A 19,629-nucleotide genomic window follows, 5' to 3' on the forward strand; every position below is an offset into this window, starting at 1 on the left:
CCCACCTCTTTAATCTGCGCGGCGAGAGAAGTGGTGGGTTACGCTTCGCTAACCCACCCTACGGCACTCTCACTCCATCACCAGCGCCACGCGCCCGATGGCCTTGCGATCGAGCAAGAGCCGCATCGCCTTCGCGTAGTCTTCCAGCGGCAGGCGATGCGAGATGTTGGGGCGCAGCTTGCCCTCTTCCGCCCATTGCAGCAGCGCCTTGAGGCGCACCTGCCCGAGCGCCGGATTTTTCCGCACGGCTTCGCCTGCGCGCACACCGAGCACGCTGGCGCCCTTGATCAGCAGCAGGTTGGTCTTCGCCGAGCCGATGCCGCCGGTGAAGCCGATCACCAGCAGCCGCGCGCCCCAGGCGATGCAGCGCATCGAGTCTTCGAAAACCTGGCCGCCGACGGGATCGAACACGACGTCCGCGCCACGACCATCGGTGATGCGCTTGACGGCATCGCGAAACGGCTCGCGGTCATAGCGAATGAGGTGATCGGCGCCGCGCGCCCTGGCGATGGCGAGCTTCTCGTCGCTGGACGCGGTCGCGATCACGGTCGCGCCCAGCATCTTGCCGATCTCGACTGCGGCCAATCCGACGCCACCGCCGGCGCCGTGCACCAGCAGCACCTCGCCCGGCTCAACCCGGCCGCGATCGATCAACGCGTGATAGGCGGTGCCGTGGCCGGCAAGGTAGGTCGCGGCCTCCGCATAGTCGAAAGTCGACGGCATCGGCGTGAGCTGCGCGGGCGTCACCACCGCTTCATCGGTGAACGCGCCGTGGCGCATCTTCACGATGACCTTGGCGCCGACGGCGACGCCCCTCGCCTCCGCGCTAACCTCGGTGACATCACCGGCGGCTTCCATGCCCGGCGTGAACGGCAGCTCGGGCTTGAGCTGATATTCGCCGGCGGCCATCAGCACGTCGGGAAAGTTAAGCCCGGCAGCGCGGATCGCCACGCGCACCTCGCCGGGCTTCAAGGTACGCGACGGAAATTCTTCCAGCCGCAATGTTTCGGGGGCGCCGAGCGCGCGACAGACGACAGCGCGCACCATCAGGCCGCACCCGCCTTGCTGCGCAAGAGCGCCTCGCGGATCAGCGGCAGCCGGTCGTTGCCGAAATACATGTCGGTCTTGTTGACGAAGATCGTCGGCGAGCCGAAACCGCCGCGGGCGACGACCTCTTCCGTATTCGCCTTGAGCTGATCCTTGATCGCCTGCTCCGAAATGCCGGCGAAGAATCCCTGCTCGTCGATGCCGACCTTCTTGCAGATCTCCGCGAGCACCGCGTCCTGCGAGATGTCCTTGTCGCCGCCCCAATAGGCCTCGAACACTGATGTCGCGAACGGCACCATGTCTTTGCCGAGCCAGATGCAGCCGCGCATCGCCTTGACGCTGTTCACCGGAAACACCGTCGGTGGCATCTTGATCGCAAGGCCGGCCGAACGCGCCCAGTCGGCGAGGTCCTTCTTCATGTAGCGCGCCTTCAGCGGCACCGGCGCCTCGCGCTGCGCGTAGACGCTCGGATTGACCGTGTTGAAGATGCCGCCGACCAGGATCGGCCGCCAGACGATCTCGGCGCCGAGTTCCTTCGCGAGCGGCTGGATGTTGTGGAAGGCGAGATAGGTCCAAGGGCTGGAGCAGTCGAAGAAGAATTCAATCATGGCGTTTCCTTTGATGTTCATTCCGCTCCCTCCCCGTCATTGCGAGGAGCGAAGCGACGAAGCAATCCAGAGTCTTTCCGCAGGGCCAGTCTGGATTGCTTCGCTGCGCTCGCAATGACGCCGAGAGAGCGATGGCCGTCACTTCCTTCCCAACACTTCCTTAGCCTTCTGCCCGAACATGATCTTGCGTGATTCCTCGTCGAACGGCTCTTTCACGAATTTTCCGATCGCGAGCCCCGCCTGCACCTGCGGCCTGGCGCGGACCAGGGCGTACCAGCGCTTGACGTTCGGGTAGTCGTCGAGCGTAAAGCCCTGCGCCTTGTGGGTCATGGTCCAGGGGAAGCAGGCGATGTCGGCAATGGAATAGTCGCCGGCGACATAGGCCCCGGTCTTCTCCAATTGCCGGTCGAGCACGCCATAGAGCCGGGCCGCCTCGTCGCGGTAGCGCTCGATCGCGTAAGGAACCTTCTCCGCCGCATAGAGCGCAAAATGCCCGTGCTGGCCGAGCATCGGCCCAAGGCCGGCCATCTGCCACATCACCCACTGGATGGCAACGGAACGCCCGCGCAAGTCGGTGGGCAAGAAACGGCCGGTCTTCTCCGCGAGATAAATCAGAATGGCGCCGGTCTCGAACACCGAAAACGGCCCGCCGCCGTCGGCGGGTGCGTGATCGACGATCGCGGGGATGCGGTTGTTCGGGGAGATCGCCAGAAATTCGGGGCTGAACTGCTCGCCGGCACGGATATTGACGGGCTTCACCTCATAGGGAAGTCCGAGCTCCTCCAGCATGATCGAGATTTTCCAGCCGTTCGGCGTCGGCGCGTAATAGAGGTCGATCATGACCTTTCCCTTGGCATTTCCCATCGCCGCCGCTGGAATGGAGAGCGACTTTTGTTGTTCTGTACCTCGACGTTAGGACATGGCAGGAAGGGGCGCAACACAACCTGCCGGGAGGTCCGCCATGCTGTTTCCAACCACGATCGCCGGCTCCTTGCCGAAGCCGGAATGGCTCGCCGAGCCCAACATGCTCTGGGCGCCCTGGAAGGCGCAAGGCGACGAGCTTTTGCGCGCCAAGCGCGATGCGACGCTGATCTGGCTGAAGATCCAGGAGGACGCCGGCATCGACATCCTCACCGAGGGCGAGCAGGCCCGGCAACATTTCGTTCACGGTTTCCTGGAGAAGATCGAAGGCATCGATTTCGCCCACAAGGTCGAGATGGGCATCCGCAAGGACCGCTACAAGGCGATGGTGCCGCAGGTGGTCGCGCCTCTTCGGCTGAAGGATCGCGTCCACGCCTTCGAGGCGCGCGTGGCGCGGACGCACACGAAGAAGAAGCTGAAGTTCACCCTGCCCGGCCCGATGACCATCATCGACACCATCGCCGATCGCTATTACGGCGATCGCGTCAAGATGGCGTTTGCCTTTGCCGAGCTGCTGAATGAGGAGGCCAAGGCCTTGCAGGCCGACGGCGTCGATCTCGTGCAGTTCGACGAGCCCGCCTTCAACGTCTACATGGACGAGGTCAACGACTGGGGCATCAAGGCGCTGGAGCGCGCCGCGCAGGGGCTGACCTGCACCACCGCCGTGCACATCTGCTACGGCTACGGCATCAAGGCCAATACGGATTGGAAAGAGACGCTTGGCGGGCAATGGCGGCAGTATGAGCAGATCTTTCCAGCGATCGACGCCAGCCCGATCCAGCAGGTCGCGATCGAGTGCCGCAATTCGAAGGTGCCGCTCGATTTGCTCGCGCTCCTGAAAAACAAGATCGTGCAAGCCGGCGTGATCGACGTCGCCAGCGACACCGTGGAGACCGCCGAGGATGTCGTGAAGGTGATCGATGCGGTGTCGAAATTCGTGCCCAAGAGCAACATCATCGCCACCACCAATTGCGGCATGGCGCCGATGCGGCGCGAGATCGCCGAAGCCAAGCTGATGGCGCTCGGCGCCGGCGCCGCGCTGGCGCGCGAGAAGCTGGGATGATCCGGACGCCGCTCTGCTAGTCCAGAGCGGTTGGATGCAGCGCCGGTTGATATCCGGCGCCCAGCGCCCGCAATGTGGACGGCGGTGTCAGCAGCATTGGGCTCTCCAGATCGTTGCCGGCGCGGGCATAGCCGGCCGCCGACCATCGCCACAGCCGAGCCTTCGTCACCAGAAAGCTCTCCTCGCCCTGCTGCACCATCGCGCCGTCAGGCAATTCTGCCACCGGCATCGGCAGCGCGTGCAGGCGCTTGCGGCCATGATCCAGACGCTCCAAATGGAGCTGGGCGTCCATCGCCTTCGCACTCACCTTGCTCACGCCGTTGCCCGCCTCCCACGCGGCGCGAAAGCGATTGGCGTCGTCGCGGCGGCAGAAGAAGCAGGGCCGGTGACCCGCGGCAAAGGCCGTGGCCTCGTCGAGAAAGAACAGCTCGGTCCAGCTCCGCCGCGCCATCACCGGCCGCCGCCAGCCGCGGAATTCACACAGGCAGGTGATCCAGGCCGGCGACGACCAGCGCTTGTTCAGCAGCGTCTTCGTTGCGGGATCGTGGATGATGCCGCGATTGCCGGTGAACAGGCCGCGATGCGGAGTAGCGATGATGTCACCGGTGGGGGTGACGCGGTTCTGCAGGGGCATGGCGGCCTCCGCTCGTCATTGCGAGGGAGCCCGCGACAAAATTGCGAAGCAATTTTGCGCTGGCGACGAAGCGATCCAGACTATTTCCGCGGATACATTCCTGGATTGCTTCGCTTCGCTCGCAGTGACGACGGCACTCACGCAGCGCCGTCGCGCAGTGGCGGGTGGTAGGACAGCGCGGTGTCCCAGGGGAAGAAGATCCAGGTGTCCTGCGAAACCTCGGTGATGAACGTATCGACCAGCGGGCGCCCCTTCGGCTTGGCGTAGACGGTGGCGAAATGCGCATCGGGCAGCATCTCGCGGACCAGCCTGCCGGTCTTGCCGGTGTCGACGAGGTCGTCGACGATCAGAAGCCCCTTGCCGGTGCCGCCGCCGAGCTTCATGGCCTGTTCGGAGATGCCCTTCAGGACCTGCAACTCGCCCTGCTTGTCGTGGTCGTAGCTGGCGATGCAGACCGTGTCGATCACGCGCACGCCGAGCTCGCGCGCCACGATCGCGGCCGGCACCAGGCCGCCGCGGGTGATCGCGATGACGGCGTGGAACGGGCCGACCTCGTTGAGCCGCCAGGTCAGTGCCCGGCAGTCGCGGTGGAACTGGTCCCACGAGACCGGGAAGGCCCTGCCCGCCCGCTCCTGCGCGCTCAGTTCCGGTGCTTCACCAGCCATTGTCGTCTCCTGCTTCGCCTGCCGGCAAATTCCCTGCTAACGGGTGATGTTCAGTCCTGCCAGCATTTCCTTCACCGCGGCCATGGCTGCCGCGAGCTTGTCCGCATCGCGCGAGCGCACCACGAGGTTGGTATTCGGCTTCTGCTCCTCGTCCATGAAGGGATAGCTGCCGATGATGGTGTCGGGATGGGCGGCGGCAATCGCGCGCAAGGGGCTGCCGATGTCGCCCTCCCGGGCGTTGGCGCGGACCGATTCGGAGAGCATGCGCACGCCCGATTTCAGCTTGGGCGAGACGATGTCCATCATCGCCTGCATGATCGAGGGCACGCCGGCCATCACGATGACATTGCCGATCTTGAAGCCGGGGGCGAGGATGGTGGCGCTCTGGATCAGCTCGGCGCCATCGGGGATGCGGGCCATGCGCAGGCGGGCCTCGTTGAGGTCCTGCTCGCTCCAGCGCTCGCGGAAACGGGCGACGACCTCCGGATGGTGGTCGATACCGACGCCGAACGCCTTGGCGACGCTGTCGGCGGTGATGTCGTCATGGGTCGGGCCGATGCCGCCGGTGGTGAAGACATAGGTGTAGCGATGCCGCAGTGCATCCAGGGCCGCGATGATGTCGGGCTCGTCGTCGGAGACGACCCGGACTTCCTTCAGGTCGATGCCGATATTGGTGAGGTATTCGGCGATGAAGCCGATATTCTTGTCCTTGGTCCGGCCAGACAGGATTTCATCCCCGATGACCAGAATGCCCGCCGTGACGATCTCGCTCATACCTTAAGTCCCTCACCTCTGGTCCCGACTTTGCCGAGGTAACGCGTTGAAGTCACGCGGTTTTGCTGCCGAAATAAGCAGTCCTCAGCCATTTTTTCAGGCAAGCCGCCACGCATTCCCGGCAAATGCCCTCTCTCCATGCTTATCGCGCTGGCCCGCCCCTTGCTACCTCCTCAAAGTCATGCACTCTTGCCGCATGGCCAGGGAGATACGTCGGGATCTATGGCAGTCGCGTTTGACGAAATGAATATTCCCGGTGGGGACCTTCGCCCCGCCTATCAGGAGCTGGCACGCTGGCTCAAGGAGACGCCTCCCGAGGCGCTCGAATACCGCCGCCAGGAAGCCGAGCTCCTGTTCCGCCGCATCGGCATTACCTTTGCGGTCTATGGCGATTCCGAATCGACCGAGCGCCTGATCCCGTTCGACGTGATCCCGCGGATCATGTCCGGCAAGGAATGGGGGGTGCTGGAAAAGGGGCTGAAGCAGCGCGTGAAAGCGCTGAACATGTTCCTGCGCGACGTCTATCATGGCCGCGACATCCTCCGCGCCGGGATCGTGCCCGAAGATCTGATCTTTCAGAACCCGGTGTTCCGGCCCGAGATGAACGGCCAGCAGGTGCCGCACGACGTCTACGTGCACATCGCCGGCATCGACATCGTCCGGATCGATGCCAACGACTTCATCGTGCTGGAGGACAATGCGCGGACGCCGTCCGGCGTGTCGTACATGCTCGAGAACCGCGAGATCATGATGCGGCTGTTTCCGGATCTGTTCGCCCGCCACAGGGTGGCGCCGGTCGAGCGCTATCCGGACGAACTGCTCTCGGCGCTCCGCTCCGTCGCGCCGCTAAGCGCCTCGGGCGAGCCGACCGTCGCCCTGCTCACCCCCGGCGTCTACAACTCGGCCTATTACGAGCACTCCTTCCTCGCCGACAAGCTCGGCATCGAGCTGGTCGAGGGCCGCGACCTCATCGTCAAGAACAACGAAGTGTTCATGCGGACGACGGAAGGGCTGAAGCGAGTCGACGTGATCTATCGCCGCGTCGACGACGACTTCCTCGATCCCCTCACCTTCCGCCCCGATTCCGCACTCGGCGTGCCCGGGCTGATGTCGGCCTATGCGGCCGGCAACATCACGCTCGCCAACGCCGTCGGCACCGGCATCGCCGACGACAAGGCGATCTACTCCTACATGCCCGACATCGTGAAATTCTATCTCGGCGAGGAGCCGGTCCTGAAAAACGTGCAGACCTGGCGCTGCCGCGAGCCGAAGGACCTCGCCTATGTGCTGGATCATTTGAACGAACTCGTCGTCAAGGAGGTGCACGGCTCCGGCGGCTACGGCATGCTGATCGGGCCAGCCGCGACCAAGGCAACGATCGAAGCGTTCCGCGAGAAGCTCAAGCGCGAGCCTGAAGGCTTCATCGCCCAGCCGACGCTGGCGCTCTCGACCTGCCCGACCTGCACGGCGTCCGGACTCGCACCGCGCCACGTGGATCTGCGACCGTTCGTGCTGACCGGCAGCAAGACCACGACGATCGTTCCCGGCGGGCTGACACGCGTTGCGCTGAAGGAAGGCTCCCTGGTGGTGAATTCGAGCCAGGGCGGCGGCACCAAGGACACCTGGATTTTGGACGAGTAGAGAGATGCTGTCGCGTACCGCCGAAAACCTCTACTGGCTCGCCCGCTACGTCGAACGGGCCGAATATCTCGCGCGTACCATCGATGCGACGCTGCGGGTCACGGCCTTGCCGGCCGCCTATATCGGCAAGACCAATGAATGGGACTCCGCGCTGCTCACCGCAGGCGTCGCCGCCAGCTTCTATCAGACCTACGAGGAAGCCAACGAGCACAACGTCGTCGACTACCTCTCGTTCTCCGTAGACAACCCGTCCTCGATCAGGAACTGCATCGAGGCGGCGCGGCTGAACTCGCGCTCGGTGCGCACCGCGCTGACCAGCGAGATGTGGGACACCATCAACTCGGCCTGGATCGAGCTACAGGCGGTCTGGAACAAGGGCACCTCGACGCGCGAGGACCTCGCAAAATTCCTGCGCTTCGTGCAGGAGACCTCGCTGCGCTTCGACGGCTCGGCCTACCGGACCATGCTCCGCAACGACGCCTACTGGTTCTCCCGGCTCGGCCTGCATCTGGAGCGCGCCGACAACACCGCGCGCATTCTCGACGTGAAGTATCACGTGCTGCTGCCGGAAGAGGAGCACGTCGGCGGCCCGCTGGACTTCTATCAGTGGAGCTCGATCCTGCGCTCGGTGTCGGCGCTGACGGCCTATCATTGGGTCTATCGCGAAACGCTGAAACCGTGGCTGGTCGCGGATTTGCTCATTCTCAACGGCACGCTGCCGCGCTCGCTGGCGAGCTGTTACGACAATCTCGTGCGCAATCTCGACCAGATCGGCGTCGCCTATGGCCGCCAGGGCCCGGCACAGCGCCACGCCCGCGGCATCCGCAACCGGCTCGAACACAGCAATATGAACGACATTTTCCAGCATGGCGTGCATGAATTCATTCAGGAATTCATCACGGACAATTCCAGGCTGGGCGAAATCATCACCAAGCAGTATCTGATCTGATGTCCCCCGGCTGACGAAAACGGGATATCGTCATGGCCGGGCTTGTCCCGGCCATCCACGTTCTTGCCTTCGCGCGCCGAAGAAGATCGTGGATGCCCGGGACAAGCCCGGGCATGACGAGCTTCTTCACGGTAAGCAGTCAGGCTAACCACTAACTTCACGGTCCACCATGCGCCTGCGAATCCTGCACACGACGACCTATCGCTACGAGCCGCCGGCCACCAGCGTGATCCAGATCCTGCGCATGACCCCGTGCAGCCATGACGGGCAATATGTTGCGGAGTGGCAGATCGACGTCTCCACAGACACCAGGCTCGATGCCCACGAAGACGCGTTCGGCAACGTCACCCATGTGCTGTCCTGCGGGCCCGTGGGCGATATCCGGATCACCGCCGAAGGGCTGATCGAAACCCACGACACCGGCGGCGTGCTGCGCGGTACCGACGAGCGCTTTCCGGTGGGCATGTTCCTGCGCGACACCGACCTGACCTCGGTCAATCCGGCGATGATGGCGGTCGCGCGCCAGTTGCGCAGCGAGGCCGAGAGCGACACGCTCGGCTTCCTGCACACGCTGATGACGGAGATCGGCGATCACATGACGTTCGACGAGGACCCGACCAACAGCGGCACGTCGGCCGCCGAGGCATTCACGCTCAAGCGCGGTGTCTGCCAGGACTATGCGCACATTTTCATCGCCTGCGCCCGCACCAGCGGCGTGCCGGCGCGCTTCGTCTCCGGTCACTTCCTGCGCTCGGACGGCACGGTGCATCAGGACGCCGGCCATGCCTGGGCTGAAGCCTACGTGCCCGATCTCGGCTGGGTCGGCTTCGATCCCGCCAACAGCATCTGCGCCACCGATGCCCATGTCCGCGTCGCGATCGGGCTCGACTATCTTGGCGCAGCCCCGGTGCGTGGCACCCGCTATGGCGGCGGCTCCGAGACTCTGACGGTGGCGGTGAAGGTCGAGCAGGCCGGCCGCGGCGGGCCGTCGCAATCGCAATCCCAGCGACAGAGCTAGGCGCAGCCGTCCGAACCCACGGGCCGTGCTACACTCACGGGGATCAGACCTGCTCTCCTGCGAGGACCCCATGGCAACCGTCAAGCTGCTTTCGGACGATGAACTCTCCCCTGAAGCGCGTGCCGTCTTCGAGGATATCCGCAAGGTGCGGAAGTCGGATTTCGTCAACAATTTCTGGCGCGCGCTGGCGCATGATCCGAAGACGCTGCGGAGGACGTGGGAGAGCATCAAGGAGGTGATGGCCCCCGGTGCGCTCGATCCCAAGGTCAAGGAGATGCTCTATGTCGCGGTTTCGATCGCGCATGGCTGCAGCTATTGCATCCACTCCCACACCGCCGCCGCACGGGCCAAGGGCATGTCCGAAGCCGAATATGCCGAGATGCTCGCCATCGTCGGCATGGCCGCGGAGACCAACCGGCTGGTCACGGCGCTTGGTGTGCCGGTCGACGAGGCGTTTCTGGTCGGTGCCGCTGACTGAGTGGCGGGGCTAACCGTCCGGGGAATCGGGGGTTTCATGCCTCCCCGAAATTGGCTAGTAATTCCGCGCAAACGCGTTCGGGGACTGGAAATGACCTATTGTTGCGGAATCCTGGTTCGGGACGGTCTGGTGATGATCGCCGATACCCGCACCAATGCCGGGCTCGACAACGTCTCGACCTTCCGCAAGCTGCACATCTTCTCGAAGCCCGGCGACCGCATCATGGCGATCGCCAGCGCCGGCAACCTCGCCATCAGCCAGTCGGTACTGTCCACGCTGACCGAAGGGCTGGAGGACCCCAACACGGGTGAGATCGAGACGCTGATGAACGCGCCGACCATGTTCCAGGCCGCCCAGCGCATCGGCCGGGCGATCCGTGCGGTGCATGCGACCGAGGGCCCCGCACTGCGATCCGAGGACGTCTCGTTCGACGTCTCGTTCCTGTTCGGCGGCCAGATCAAGGGCGCGCGCATGCGCCTGTTCATGGTCTACACCGCCGGCAATTTCATCGAGTGCACCACCGATACGCCATACTTGCAGATCGGCGAGCACAAATACGGCAAGCCGGTGCTCGACCGCGCCATGCATTACGACGTCGAACTCTACGAGGCGCTGAAGACCGGCCTGATCTCGATGGACTCGACCATGCGCTCGAACCTCGGCGTCGGCCTTCCGATCGACGTGCTGGTGGTGCGCGCCGACGCGTGCGATGCCGATCTCAACCACCGCATCGAGGCCGGCGAGCCCTACTTCCACGATCTGCGCTCGCGCTGGTCGGCGGCGCTGCGCGCGGCGCATCAGAACATTCCGCGGCCGCCCTACAAGAACGAAAAAGAACCGAAAACCTGACAACTGAAGAAAAGGCAGGAAACGATGAGTGAAGCAAAGAAGATCGCCGTAGTGACGGGCGCCGGCACCGGGGTCGGGCGCGCCGCGTCGCTGGCCCTGATGAACACCGGCTTCACCGTGGTGCTGGTCGGGCGCCGGCTCGACATGCTCGAGGAAACCGCGAAGCTCGGCCCCGCCGGCAAGAGCCTTTGCGTCACCGCCGACATGACCAAGCCGGAACAGATCGCGGCCCTGTTCGACAAGGTGAAGGCGACCTATGGCCGCCTCGACGTGCTGTTTAACAATGCCGGCATGGGCGCGCCCGCCATCCCCTTCGAGGACCTCAGCCTCGAGCAGTGGCAGGCGGTGGTGAACACCAACCTCACCGGCCCCTTCCTGTGCACCCAGCACGCCTTCCGCATCATGAAGGACCAGAGCCCGCGCGGTGGCCGCATCATCAACAACGGCTCGATCTCGGCGCATGCGCCGCGGCCGCTGTCGGCGCCCTACACCTCGACCAAGCACGCCATCACCGGCCTGACCAAGGCCTCAAATCTCGACGGCCGTGCCTACGACATCGCAGTCGGCCAGGTCGACATCGGCAATGCCGCGACCCCGATGACGGACCGCATGGTCAACGGTCCCGGCGTCCTGCAGCCGGACGGCACGTCGAAGCAGGAGCCGCGCATGGACGCGAAGGCGGTCGGCGACGCCGTCGCCTACATGGCCGGCCTGCCGCTGGATGCCAACGTGCTGACGATGACCGTGATGGCGACCAAGATGCCGTTCGTCGGACGGGGTTGAACTCAAAACTGCGAAAACAACCCCATGCACAGTAGGGATCTCATTGATTTCCCTAGGCTCTGTCCACGGTCGTGCCCCGGACGCTGCGCGGCATGAAATGACGCGCTGCTGAGCCGGGGCCCATGCCTCGGCGATCTCGTGCTCGGCCCTCTGGGTCCCGGCCCTGCACCGCAACGCTGACGCGTTGCGGCTTGTCCGGGACACAAAACCGTCTCCCTACTCCAAACTCTCCACCTTCCGCAGGCTCGGAAACAGCTTCATCCAGAGCAGCGCCACTGCGACGGTGGCAACGCCGCCGAGCACGGCGGCGGGCATGGCGCCGAGCAGCGCGGCGGCCACCCCGCTTTCGAACTGGCCGAGCTGGTTCGAGGCGTTGATGAAGAGGAAATTGACTGCTCCGACCCGGCCGCGCATCTCGTCGGGCGTGGACAGTTGCACCAGCGAGAAACGGATCACGACACTGATCGTATCGGCGGCGCCGAGCACGGCGAGCGACAGCACCGACAGCCACATCCACGACGACAACGCGAACACGATGGTGGCGAGACCGAACACGATCACGGCCTGGAACATGCGCAGGCCGACATGCCTGGAGATGGCGTGACGCGCCAGCACCATGGTCATCAGCAATGCGCCGACCGCGGGCGCTGCACGCAGCACGCCGAGCCCGACCGGGCCGGTCTGAAGGATGTCGCGGGCATAGATCGGCAAGAGCGCAGTGACGCCGCCGAACAGCACCGCGAACAAATCGAGTGAGATCGTGCCGAGGATGGCGGGATTACTGCGAATGAAGCGGACGCCGGCAAAGATGTTGTCCGACGCCGTCCCCTCCTTCGCGATGGCCTGCGGGCGCGGGCGGATGAAGCCGGTCAGGATCATCCCGAGAATCCAGAACAGCAGCATCATGGCATAGGCCAGATGCGGGGCGACCGCATAAGCGAAGCCGCCGAGAGCCGGCCCCGTGATGGTCGCGACCTGCGCCGCGCCACTGGAGACGGCGGTGGCGCGCTGCAGCGAACCTTGCGGCGCGATCAGCGGCAGCAGTGCCGCCGTGGTCGGGCTCTCGAACGCGCCGGCAATGCCGAGCACGAAGGTCGCGATGAAGATCTGCACCTCGCCGACCGCGCCGAGATAGGTGATGATTGCGAGATAGAGCGCGGTCGCGGCCTCAACGAGCTGGCAGAGCTGGACTACGCGTTTGCGCTCATAACGGTCGGCGGCGTGGCCGGCGACGAACACCAAAAGCGCGGTGGGCAGGAACTGCACGAGGCCGACCATGCCGAGGTCGAAGGCCGAGCCGGTGAGATCGTAGATCTGCCAGCCGATCGCGACCGCCGCGATCTGGCTGGAAAAGCGCGACAGGCTGCGCGAGAGCAGGAAGAACAGGAAGGCGCGATGGGTCAGGAGTTGGCCGGCGGTCACCGGTGAATTCACGGCTGCTGGCTGCTCAGGCATCGCCTGTTGGTCACCCCTGACTTTGGCTCCCCTGGATGTTCTCCGCGTGACTGACGCAGACCGGCTTGTCAACAGCGGGCCGGCCAACACCATTCCCGGCATTGCCTTTGCAGCGCAGGCGCGGCCATAATCATTGAGGGTTTGGGGACATCATGCTGCGCCTGCAATCGGCACTCGGCATTTTCGCATTGCTGTTGATCGCCTTCGCGCTGGCGGAGAACCACCGCGCCGTATCGCTCCGGCGGGCGGCCATCGGCCTCGTCGCCACCTTCGTCACCGCGATCGTGCTGCTGAAGCTGCCGGTCGTCGCGCACGCTTTCGGTGCCATCAACGACGCGGTTGGTGCGATTTCCGCGGCCTCGCGCGCCGGAAGCGCTTTCGTGTTCGGCTATGTCGGCGGCGGCACGCTGCCTTTCGACGTCAAGGTGCCGGGCGCCGATTTCATCCTCGCGTTCCAGGCGCTGCCGATCGTTCTGGTGATGAGCGTGCTGACGACGCTCTTGTTCCATTGGCGCGTGCTGCCGCCGGTCGTGCGCGGCATGGCCTGGCTGCTGGAGCGGACGCTCGGCGTCGGCGGCGCGGTGGGCCTCTCGACCGCCGCCAACATCTTTCTCGGAATGGTCGAGGCGCCGCTGTTCGTGCGGCCCTATCTGAAGCAGATGACCCGCAGCGAACTGTTCCTGGTGATGACCGGCGGCATGGCGGGCATCGCCGGCACCGTGCTGGTGCTCTATGCGACGCTGCTGGCGCCCCTCATTCCCGATGCGGCCGCGCATTTCGTCATCGCCTCCGTGCTGGGCGCGCCGGCTGCGATCCTCGTCAGCCTGATCATGGTGCCCGAGACCTCCGACAGACACACCGGCGGCGCGCTGGAAGACCCGGAGATGGAAGTATCCGGCACGATGGACGCGATCGTGAAAGGCACCAGCGCGGGCCTCGAGCTGCTGCTCAACATCGTCGCGATGCTGCTGGTGCTGGTGGCGCTGGTCTATCTCGTCAACGCCCTGCTCGGCCAGCTGCCGAACGTCGGCGGCGCCGCGATCTCGTTACAGCGCCTGCTCGGTCTCGTGATGGCGCCGGTGTGCTGGCTGATGGGACTGCCGTGGGATCAGGCGATCACCGCCGGCAGCCTGATGGGCACCAAGACGGTGCTCAACGAATTGATCGCCTATGTCGACTTCTCGAAACTGCCGCCCGACACGCTCGACCCGCGCTCCCGCCTGATCATGCTCTATGCCATGTGCGGCTTCGCCAACTTCGCCAGCCTCGGCATCATGATCGGCGGCCTCGGCGTGATGGCGCCTGAGCGGCGCGAGGAGATCAACGCCCTCGGGTTGAAGTCGATCGTGTCGGGGACGCTGACGACGTGCTTGATGGGGGCGGTGGTGGGAGTTCTAGCGTAGCGACGACTGCCCCCATCGCCCGCGTTCAAGTGCACAATTTCGACTTCTGCAAGATGCGGCGCACCTCGGCCAGCTTGGCACGGCACGGCTCGGCTGCCATGGCTTTCGCCTCGCTTTCCCGTCCCTGCGCCCACAGCAGCACCGCCATCAGACCTTGCGCGCCGGAGCGCACCGGCCCACCCGCCACATCCGACGCTGCCAGCGACATGGCGGTTCGCGCCTCCGTCTCGGCGTACCGCAGGTTCGCTTGTTCCAGAAAGAAGACCGCGCGGAAGACGTGAGCCCGCGCGTCTTTCGGGTAGCGGGTGACCAGGTCGAAAGATCGGCGAACCATCTCGTCAGACTTCGCCGGAACTTCCGAGGCACGGATATAGTTCAGGGCGTCCGCCATGTATGACGAATAATGGAAGGATGCGAAGCCGGCGGAGATCAGAGATCCGAGGGATGCTGCAAGCAACGTCACGCCGGCGCTCCGCGGCAGGCTGTCATAGGACCAAAAGGCCAGCCACGGCATGATCGCAAGCGCGGCGCCGGCCACCGCACCGCCGGCATGGGCATAATAATTGACATTGCCGGAGGCACCAAAGGCCAACGGCAGCAATGCGGGCACACCGAAGAAGAGCGACGTCTTCAATCGCGATATGGTTTGATCGGCATCCGCTTCGGGTTCGAAGCTCGCGACGAACAAAGCGGCGATGAGCCCGGTAATGGCGCCGGACGCGCCGACGCCGACCGTGCCGGGGCCATTGCCCAGCAGGGAGCCGACCTCGCCCGCCAGGGCACTGGCGACAAAGATCAGCGCAAACCAGCCGCGGCCGATCAGAGACTCCAACCTGACGCCGACGATGAACAACCCGACGCAGTTGCTGATGAGGTGCCACCCGCTGCCGTGCAATAGCGGCGCAAGGCCGATCCTCCACCACTCTCCGCGTCCGACGACGAGATCGTACCCGGAGGCGCCCTGAGCGATCAGCGAGCGGACATCAAGGTCGCCGTCCCGCGCAACGTCGATGGCTAGACTGCGTTGCAGGGCGAATATCAGCAAGAGACCGCAAATCAGGCCAATGGTGAGAAAAGGGATATCGGCCAGAAGCTTGTTGTCGCCGAGAAGCGTCCCCTCGCTGGGAAAGGACCGAGCGGGGTCACGCACGATCTCCGGAGCGATCGGTGCGGCGACGGGTTGAATCGACGCTCTTGAGGGCGGCGCCGTGACGCCACGTCGGCCAAAAGTGTTGGTCGCCATGAAAGCATTCCTGCGTATTCACAGCCCTGAGTTGACGGGAGAGGTATTTTCGACTGGTTAGCGCCCGCGCTGCGGGCCGCTGAAACCATCCGACTGGTAATTGTGCGGTTTCTCAGATCGGGTGCTTTTTAGCGATCGTGACGGGAACGCTGACGCGTGTTCGATGGGCGCGGTGGTGGGGTGCTGTCGTAAGTCTCTCCGGCGTCATTCCGGGGCGCGACGAAGTCGCGAGCTATGGTGCGGAACTGCGCAACCGAGAATCCCTGGGGCCGCGGCCTATGACCTAAAAGGATTCCGGGCTCGCACCGAGAGGCGCGCCCGGAATGACGTGAGAGCCCCCGTAGCCAGCCGCGATCAGAGGTCACCCTCTTCCTTGGCCAGCGTCAGCAATCGAAGCGTCAGGAACGTGAACACAGAGACCGTCACCGCGACATCGTAGGCACCGAGCCCGACCGAGACGCCAATGGCACCCGTGGCCCACAGGCTTGCGGCCGTGGCGGTGCCGTGTACCGAATTGCCCTGCTTGAGGATCGCGCCGCCGCCGATGAAGCCGATGCCGGTAATCAGGCCCTCGATCACCTTAGCCATGCCGTCAGGCGAATGCGCCAGAAGACTTTCGCTCGCCTGCACGAAGCCGCAGCTTGCCAGAGCGACCAGTGGAAAGGTGCGCAGGCCCGCGCTTCGCGCGCGCTTCTCGCGATCCCACCCGATCGGAACGGCAAGCACAAACGAGGCCGCCAGCGCAACGACATGAACGCCGATGTTGAACCTGTCCAAAGCAAATCCCCGAAACGAAAGCCGCCATCAATATCGAGCCGGCTGCAACGCGGTCAAGCTGCTGATGGTTTCCTAACGGGCGAATTTGTCGCATGCGTCGTGCAGGGATGCGTTTCGCGGGAACGCAGCCTGATTGGCGCAAGCATGATCCGGGTTGCAGATGCACTGTCCCGGATTGCGCTGCATCCGGGCTGCAAGCCGGTTCGTCATTGCGAGCGAAGCGAAGCAACCCAGAAATGCGTCCCGCAGAGATGGTCTGGATTGCATCGCTCGCAATGACGGCGGAGACGGAAAGAGACGAGAGAGCCTAAGCCTTCAACTCCACCGTCTTGAACTCCGCCGGCAGGATCACCTCCAGCAGTTCGACGTCATCCGAGTAATCCAGGATCATGTGCTTGATCTTCGGCGGCTGGGTCCAGGCGCTGCCTTCCTTCATCAAGGTCTCGCCTTGCCCGTCCATGTAGGTCTTCACCCAGCCCTTGAGCACGTAGACCATCTGGAAATCGACGTGGTGGAAATGCAGCTTCGAGACCTCGGCCGGATCGCAAGGACCTTGCAGACGGATCACGTGCGCTTGCGCGAGGCCGTGGCTGGCGTCGGCGATGCCGAGGTCGCGGTATTTCGCGTAAGCGCGCAGGCCATCGGCCTTGAAGTCTTCCTCGCGGTGATGGCTGATCGCGATGCGCTGCCTGGGGCGTGCGGGCTTCTTCGGCGCGGCAGTGAGAACCTTCGCCTTCACAGCCTTGCGTGCCGTGGATCGCGCTGCCGCCTTGACGCCGCTCCGCTTCTTCACCGCGGCCTTCGTTGCGGTTCTTGATGCCTTTTGCTTGGCCATTGTCTGCCTCCCTGATCTGAACCGGGCCCGCCGGACGGGTACACCCCGAGGGAGATTATCCAGTCCTGGAGCAGGCGGCAATTGCCGGTCGCAAGGCTCGCGGCACGATGAGCCCAACGGTCGTAGCTTGTCCCAGGCTGTCGTGGCGCGCGGCCATCGTCTCGTATTCGTTTTCCCGCTGAATTAATCTCGAAGGGAGATTCTGGGGGAATGAATCATGGGCAACAGCGTAGGTCAGCGTGCATTTCAAAATGCCCGGCTTCAGAAGCGGCAGAAAGCCGAAGTGCTGCCGCTGCTCGGGCACGCGCTCCAGCTGCACAAGATGGGGCTTCTCCCCGAGGCCCAGGCTGCCTATCGCCAAATCCTGCAGCTCGCGCCCAACCAATTCATGGCGCTGCACATGCTCGGCGCCCTGGAGTCCGATGCCAGGAACTACCAGCAAGCCGAAATCCTGTTGAGCCGGGCGGTTGCCGCGGATCCGCGATCTGCCGATGCCCATATGAGCCTGGGCATCGCGCTCAACGGGTTGCGGCGTCATGACGAGGCCTGCGCGAGCTATCGAAAGGCCCTGGCCTTGCGGCCCAACCACGCCGCAACCCTCTCCAATCTCGGTAACGCGAGCGTAGCCCTCGATCTTCACGAGGAGGCGCTCCACAGCTACGACAAGGCGATCGCACTCAACGCAAACCTTGCCGAAGCCCACAACGGCAGGGGCTGGGCGCTGTGCCGTCAGCGCAATTATGACGAGGCCATCGCAAGCCTGAACCGCGCGCTGTCGATCAAGCCCGACTATGCCGCGGCGCTGGCGAACCGTGCCACCGCTTTACGGGAGCTTCAGCGATTTGACGAGGCGCTGGCAGACGGCAATCAGGCCATCGCGCTCGCTCCCGACGACGCGAACGGGTGGATCGCGCGGGCCAGTGTCCTGCTCCAGATCCAGCAGATTGCCCAGGCATCGCACGACTGCGAGCAGGCGCTCGCGATCGATCCCGCTTCCATTCAAGCTCACCTGGTGCTGGGCCTTTGCCTCGCCGGACTTGGCCGGGTCGACGAAGCCCTCGCCAGTTTCGACAGAGCCCTCGAGATCCAGCCCGACCTCCAGAGCGCGATCTCCAACAAGATCTTCACGCTCGACTTTGCGGGGGACGCCACCGTCGAGCGGCATCAGCAGGCGCGCAAGGTGTGGTGGGAACGTGTCGGCGCGAAAATCGCTTCAGAGGCGCAGGCACCACATCACAACAGCCGCGATCCGGACCGCCGCCTGGTACTCGGCTATGTCTCGTCGGATTTCAACGCGCATTCGGCCGCGTTGATTTTCAAGCCGGTCCTTCAACACCACGACCGCTCGCAGTTCGAGGTCGTGTGCTACGCATGCTCGTCGAAGGTGGATGCGACGACCAGCGAATTCCAGGGGATTGCGGATCGCTGGCGCGACGCCTCGCAATGGATCGAGGATCGCCTCGCCGCCGAGATCCGCGCCGACGGCATCGACATCCTGATCGATCTGTCCGGCCATACCAGAGGGAACCGCCTCGGCGTGTTTGCGCGCAAGCCGGCACCGGTCCAGGTGCATGGCTGGGGTCACGGCACCGGCACCGGGCTGCCGACGATCGATTATCTGATCTCGGACCCGGTCGCGATCCCCGTCGAGGTTCGGCATCTGTTTGCCGAGACCGTGGTCGACCTGCCGTGCTTCGTCACGCTGGCGTCGCTGCCGGCCGAGATTCCGCGGGCGCCAACGCCGGCGATCGCGAACGGCTTCGTCACCTTCGGCGTCTTCAACCGCATCAGCAAGATTTCGGACGAGGCCGCGCAAGTCTGGTCCAGGATTCTCGAGCGGGTGCCGGGTTCGCGACTGCTGGTCAAGGATGTTGCGCTGGACGACCAGCTGGTCCGCGAGAACTTGCTGGCGCGGTTCGAGGCTTGCGGATTGCCGGCCGAACGCGTCGAACTGCTCGGCGCCACCTTGCGAAGCGAGCATCTGGCATCGTTCAATCGCGTCGACATCTGCCTCGACCCGTTCCCGCAGAATGGCGGCGTCAGCACATGGGAAGCCTTGCAGATGGGCGTGCCTGTTGTGGCGAAGCTCGGCAACAGCCTGCCCAGCCGTGCCGCCGGCTCCATTCTCACGGCGCTTGGCCTGCCGGACTGGGTCACGGACAGCCACGAGACGTATATCGAGATCGCGACGAGCCGAGCTTCCGAGATCAGCGAACTCGACAGGTTGCGCCGCGAGCTGCCCGACAAGATCCGGACCGCAGCCGCCAGCAACCCCGTCTCATACGGGCGGGCGGTCGACGACGCCTATCGCGCGATGTGGAGACGCTATTGCGGCAGCGGTGGTTGATTGCCTCACAGACCATCCCGCAATAGCGGGTTCGCTCGGCGCAACTCCAACGAAAATCGCGTAGGGTGGGCCAAGCGGAGCGTGCCCACGCATCTGTGGCCGGATTGGAGAGAGCGTGGGCAGGGCGCGCGAAGAGCGT

General features: G+C 64.5%; 19 protein-coding genes. 9 read left to right on the forward strand and 10 right to left on the reverse strand.

Annotation, left to right across the window (positions count from 1 at the left end):
* Positions 1 to 69 precede the first annotated feature (69 nt).
* The 3 genes from CIT40_RS21785 to CIT40_RS21795 form a co-directional block, all read right to left on the reverse strand.
* Positions 70 to 1,047 (reverse strand): NADPH:quinone oxidoreductase family protein, encoded by a 978-nt coding sequence (locus tag CIT40_RS21785; RefSeq protein WP_094895548.1) that lies wholly within the window; start codon positions 1,045 to 1,047, stop codon positions 70 to 72.
* Entirely contained in the window at positions 1,047 to 1,655 is a 609-nt protein-coding gene (locus CIT40_RS21790) for a 2-hydroxychromene-2-carboxylate isomerase (protein WP_094895760.1), read from the reverse strand. The genes CIT40_RS21785 and CIT40_RS21790 overlap by 1 nt, the downstream gene beginning before the upstream one ends.
* Positions 1,656 to 1,793: 138 nt before the next feature.
* Positions 1,794 to 2,495: a glutathione S-transferase N-terminal domain-containing protein gene (locus CIT40_RS21795; protein WP_094895761.1), complete on the reverse strand. Its 702-nt coding sequence runs from the start codon at positions 2,493 to 2,495 to the stop codon at positions 1,794 to 1,796.
* A gap of 121 nt (positions 2,496 to 2,616) precedes the next feature.
* On the opposite strand from CIT40_RS21795, the gene CIT40_RS21800 reads away from it, so the two are divergent.
* Positions 2,617 to 3,639, forward strand: coding sequence for a methionine synthase (locus CIT40_RS21800; protein WP_094895549.1), 1,023 nt, complete (start codon positions 2,617 to 2,619; stop codon positions 3,637 to 3,639).
* A 16-nt stretch (positions 3,640 to 3,655) separates the two neighbouring features.
* Here the strand turns inward: CIT40_RS21800 and CIT40_RS21805 are convergent, their stop codons facing one another.
* The 3 genes from CIT40_RS21805 to CIT40_RS21815 form a co-directional block, all read right to left on the reverse strand.
* Complete coding sequence (locus tag CIT40_RS21805; protein ID WP_094895550.1) at positions 3,656 to 4,273, reverse strand: hypothetical protein; 618 nt, start codon at positions 4,271 to 4,273, stop codon at positions 3,656 to 3,658.
* Positions 4,274 to 4,410: 137 nt separating this feature from the next.
* The gene (gpt, locus tag CIT40_RS21810; RefSeq protein ID WP_063195254.1) at positions 4,411 to 4,938 is read right to left on the reverse strand and encodes a xanthine phosphoribosyltransferase; all 528 of its coding nucleotides are present in this window, start codon (positions 4,936 to 4,938) and stop codon (positions 4,411 to 4,413) included.
* Between the two features lie 36 nt (positions 4,939 to 4,974).
* Positions 4,975 to 5,712, reverse strand: a complete 738-nt coding sequence (locus tag CIT40_RS21815; RefSeq protein WP_027518748.1) for a competence/damage-inducible protein A — start codon at positions 5,710 to 5,712, stop codon at positions 4,975 to 4,977.
* A 222-nt stretch (positions 5,713 to 5,934) separates the two neighbouring features.
* Between CIT40_RS21815 and CIT40_RS21820 the strand changes: the two genes are divergently transcribed.
* The 6 genes from CIT40_RS21820 to CIT40_RS21845 all read left to right on the forward strand — a co-directional run bounded on the left by CIT40_RS21820 (position 5,935) and on the right by CIT40_RS21845 (position 11,430).
* Positions 5,935 to 7,353, forward strand: a complete 1,419-nt coding sequence (locus CIT40_RS21820; RefSeq protein WP_094895551.1) for a circularly permuted type 2 ATP-grasp protein — start codon at positions 5,935 to 5,937, stop codon at positions 7,351 to 7,353.
* A gap of 4 nt (positions 7,354 to 7,357) precedes the next feature.
* Positions 7,358 to 8,302 (forward strand): alpha-E domain-containing protein, encoded by a 945-nt coding sequence (locus CIT40_RS21825; protein WP_094895552.1) that lies wholly within the window; start codon positions 7,358 to 7,360, stop codon positions 8,300 to 8,302.
* Between the two features lie 169 nt (positions 8,303 to 8,471).
* Complete coding sequence (locus CIT40_RS21830) at positions 8,472 to 9,320, forward strand: transglutaminase family protein (RefSeq protein ID WP_094895553.1); 849 nt, start codon at positions 8,472 to 8,474, stop codon at positions 9,318 to 9,320.
* Between the two features lie 70 nt (positions 9,321 to 9,390).
* Positions 9,391 to 9,798: a carboxymuconolactone decarboxylase family protein gene (locus CIT40_RS21835; protein ID WP_094895554.1), complete on the forward strand. Its 408-nt coding sequence runs from the start codon at positions 9,391 to 9,393 to the stop codon at positions 9,796 to 9,798.
* 90 nt (positions 9,799 to 9,888) lie between these two features.
* A complete protein-coding gene (locus CIT40_RS21840) occupies positions 9,889 to 10,647 on the forward strand; it encodes a proteasome-type protease (protein ID WP_094895555.1) in 759 nt (252 codons plus the stop codon).
* 24 nt (positions 10,648 to 10,671) lie between these two features.
* Entirely contained in the window at positions 10,672 to 11,430 is a 759-nt protein-coding gene (locus tag CIT40_RS21845; RefSeq protein WP_094895556.1) for an SDR family oxidoreductase, read from the forward strand.
* A 216-nt stretch (positions 11,431 to 11,646) separates the two neighbouring features.
* Here CIT40_RS21845 and CIT40_RS21850 read toward each other — a convergent pair whose 3' ends face one another.
* Positions 11,647 to 12,885, reverse strand: a complete 1,239-nt coding sequence (locus tag CIT40_RS21850) for an MFS transporter (protein ID WP_162307608.1) — start codon at positions 12,883 to 12,885, stop codon at positions 11,647 to 11,649.
* Between the two features lie 152 nt (positions 12,886 to 13,037).
* Here CIT40_RS21850 and CIT40_RS21855 point away from each other — a divergent pair, with 152 nt between their 5' ends.
* Positions 13,038 to 14,288, forward strand: a complete 1,251-nt coding sequence (locus tag CIT40_RS21855) for a NupC/NupG family nucleoside CNT transporter (protein ID WP_094895558.1) — start codon at positions 13,038 to 13,040, stop codon at positions 14,286 to 14,288.
* Between the two features lie 25 nt (positions 14,289 to 14,313).
* On the opposite strand, the gene CIT40_RS21860 is transcribed toward CIT40_RS21855, so the two are convergent.
* From CIT40_RS21860 to CIT40_RS21870, 3 genes are all read right to left on the reverse strand, one after another.
* The gene (locus CIT40_RS21860; RefSeq protein WP_244611826.1) at positions 14,314 to 15,531 is read right to left on the reverse strand and encodes a rhomboid family intramembrane serine protease; all 1,218 of its coding nucleotides are present in this window, start codon (positions 15,529 to 15,531) and stop codon (positions 14,314 to 14,316) included.
* Positions 15,532 to 15,885: 354 nt separating this feature from the next.
* Positions 15,886 to 16,308: an MgtC/SapB family protein gene (locus CIT40_RS21865; protein WP_094895559.1), complete on the reverse strand. Its 423-nt coding sequence runs from the start codon at positions 16,306 to 16,308 to the stop codon at positions 15,886 to 15,888.
* Positions 16,309 to 16,615: 307 nt separating this feature from the next.
* Positions 16,616 to 17,143 (reverse strand): cupin domain-containing protein, encoded by a 528-nt coding sequence (locus CIT40_RS21870; protein WP_094895560.1) that lies wholly within the window; start codon positions 17,141 to 17,143, stop codon positions 16,616 to 16,618.
* A 217-nt stretch (positions 17,144 to 17,360) separates the two neighbouring features.
* Here CIT40_RS21870 and CIT40_RS21875 point away from each other — a divergent pair, with 217 nt between their 5' ends.
* Positions 17,361 to 19,490: an O-linked N-acetylglucosamine transferase, SPINDLY family protein gene (locus tag CIT40_RS21875; protein WP_094895561.1), complete on the forward strand. Its 2,130-nt coding sequence runs from the start codon at positions 17,361 to 17,363 to the stop codon at positions 19,488 to 19,490.
* Positions 19,491 to 19,629: the final 139 nt, after the last annotated feature.

The organism is Bradyrhizobium amphicarpaeae, from assembly GCF_002266435.3.
In the GTDB taxonomy this organism is placed as follows: domain Bacteria; phylum Pseudomonadota; class Alphaproteobacteria; order Rhizobiales; family Xanthobacteraceae; genus Bradyrhizobium; species Bradyrhizobium amphicarpaeae.

Coding starts and splice junctions, on each gene's coding strand:
- CIT40_RS21795 (WP_094895761.1), bottom strand. CDS start 2,495: ATGATCGACCTCTATTACGCGCCGACGCCGAACGGCTGGAAAATCTCG.
- CIT40_RS21820 (WP_094895551.1), top strand. CDS start 5,935: ATGGCAGTCGCGTTTGACGAAATGAATATTCCCGGTGGGGACCTTCGC.
- CIT40_RS21790 (WP_094895760.1), bottom strand. CDS start 1,655: ATGATTGAATTCTTCTTCGACTGCTCCAGCCCTTGGACCTATCTCGCC.
- CIT40_RS21855 (WP_094895558.1), top strand. CDS start 13,038: ATGCTGCGCCTGCAATCGGCACTCGGCATTTTCGCATTGCTGTTGATC.
- gpt (WP_063195254.1), bottom strand. CDS start 4,938: ATGGCTGGTGAAGCACCGGAACTGAGCGCGCAGGAGCGGGCGGGCAGG.
- CIT40_RS21805 (WP_094895550.1), bottom strand. CDS start 4,273: ATGCCCCTGCAGAACCGCGTCACCCCCACCGGTGACATCATCGCTACT.
- CIT40_RS21830 (WP_094895553.1), top strand. CDS start 8,472: ATGCGCCTGCGAATCCTGCACACGACGACCTATCGCTACGAGCCGCCG.
- CIT40_RS21840 (WP_094895555.1), top strand. CDS start 9,889: ATGACCTATTGTTGCGGAATCCTGGTTCGGGACGGTCTGGTGATGATC.
- CIT40_RS21845 (WP_094895556.1), top strand. CDS start 10,672: ATGAGTGAAGCAAAGAAGATCGCCGTAGTGACGGGCGCCGGCACCGGG.
- CIT40_RS21870 (WP_094895560.1), bottom strand. CDS start 17,143: ATGGCCAAGCAAAAGGCATCAAGAACCGCAACGAAGGCCGCGGTGAAG.
- CIT40_RS21875 (WP_094895561.1), top strand. CDS start 17,361: ATGGGCAACAGCGTAGGTCAGCGTGCATTTCAAAATGCCCGGCTTCAG.
- CIT40_RS21800 (WP_094895549.1), top strand. CDS start 2,617: ATGCTGTTTCCAACCACGATCGCCGGCTCCTTGCCGAAGCCGGAATGG.
- CIT40_RS21825 (WP_094895552.1), top strand. CDS start 7,358: ATGCTGTCGCGTACCGCCGAAAACCTCTACTGGCTCGCCCGCTACGTC.
- CIT40_RS21860 (WP_244611826.1), bottom strand. CDS start 15,531: ATGGCGACCAACACTTTTGGCCGACGTGGCGTCACGGCGCCGCCCTCA.
- CIT40_RS21785 (WP_094895548.1), bottom strand. CDS start 1,047: ATGGTGCGCGCTGTCGTCTGTCGCGCGCTCGGCGCCCCCGAAACATTG.
- CIT40_RS21835 (WP_094895554.1), top strand. CDS start 9,391: ATGGCAACCGTCAAGCTGCTTTCGGACGATGAACTCTCCCCTGAAGCG.
- CIT40_RS21850 (WP_162307608.1), bottom strand. CDS start 12,885: ATGCCTGAGCAGCCAGCAGCCGTGAATTCACCGGTGACCGCCGGCCAA.
- CIT40_RS21815 (WP_027518748.1), bottom strand. CDS start 5,712: ATGAGCGAGATCGTCACGGCGGGCATTCTGGTCATCGGGGATGAAATC.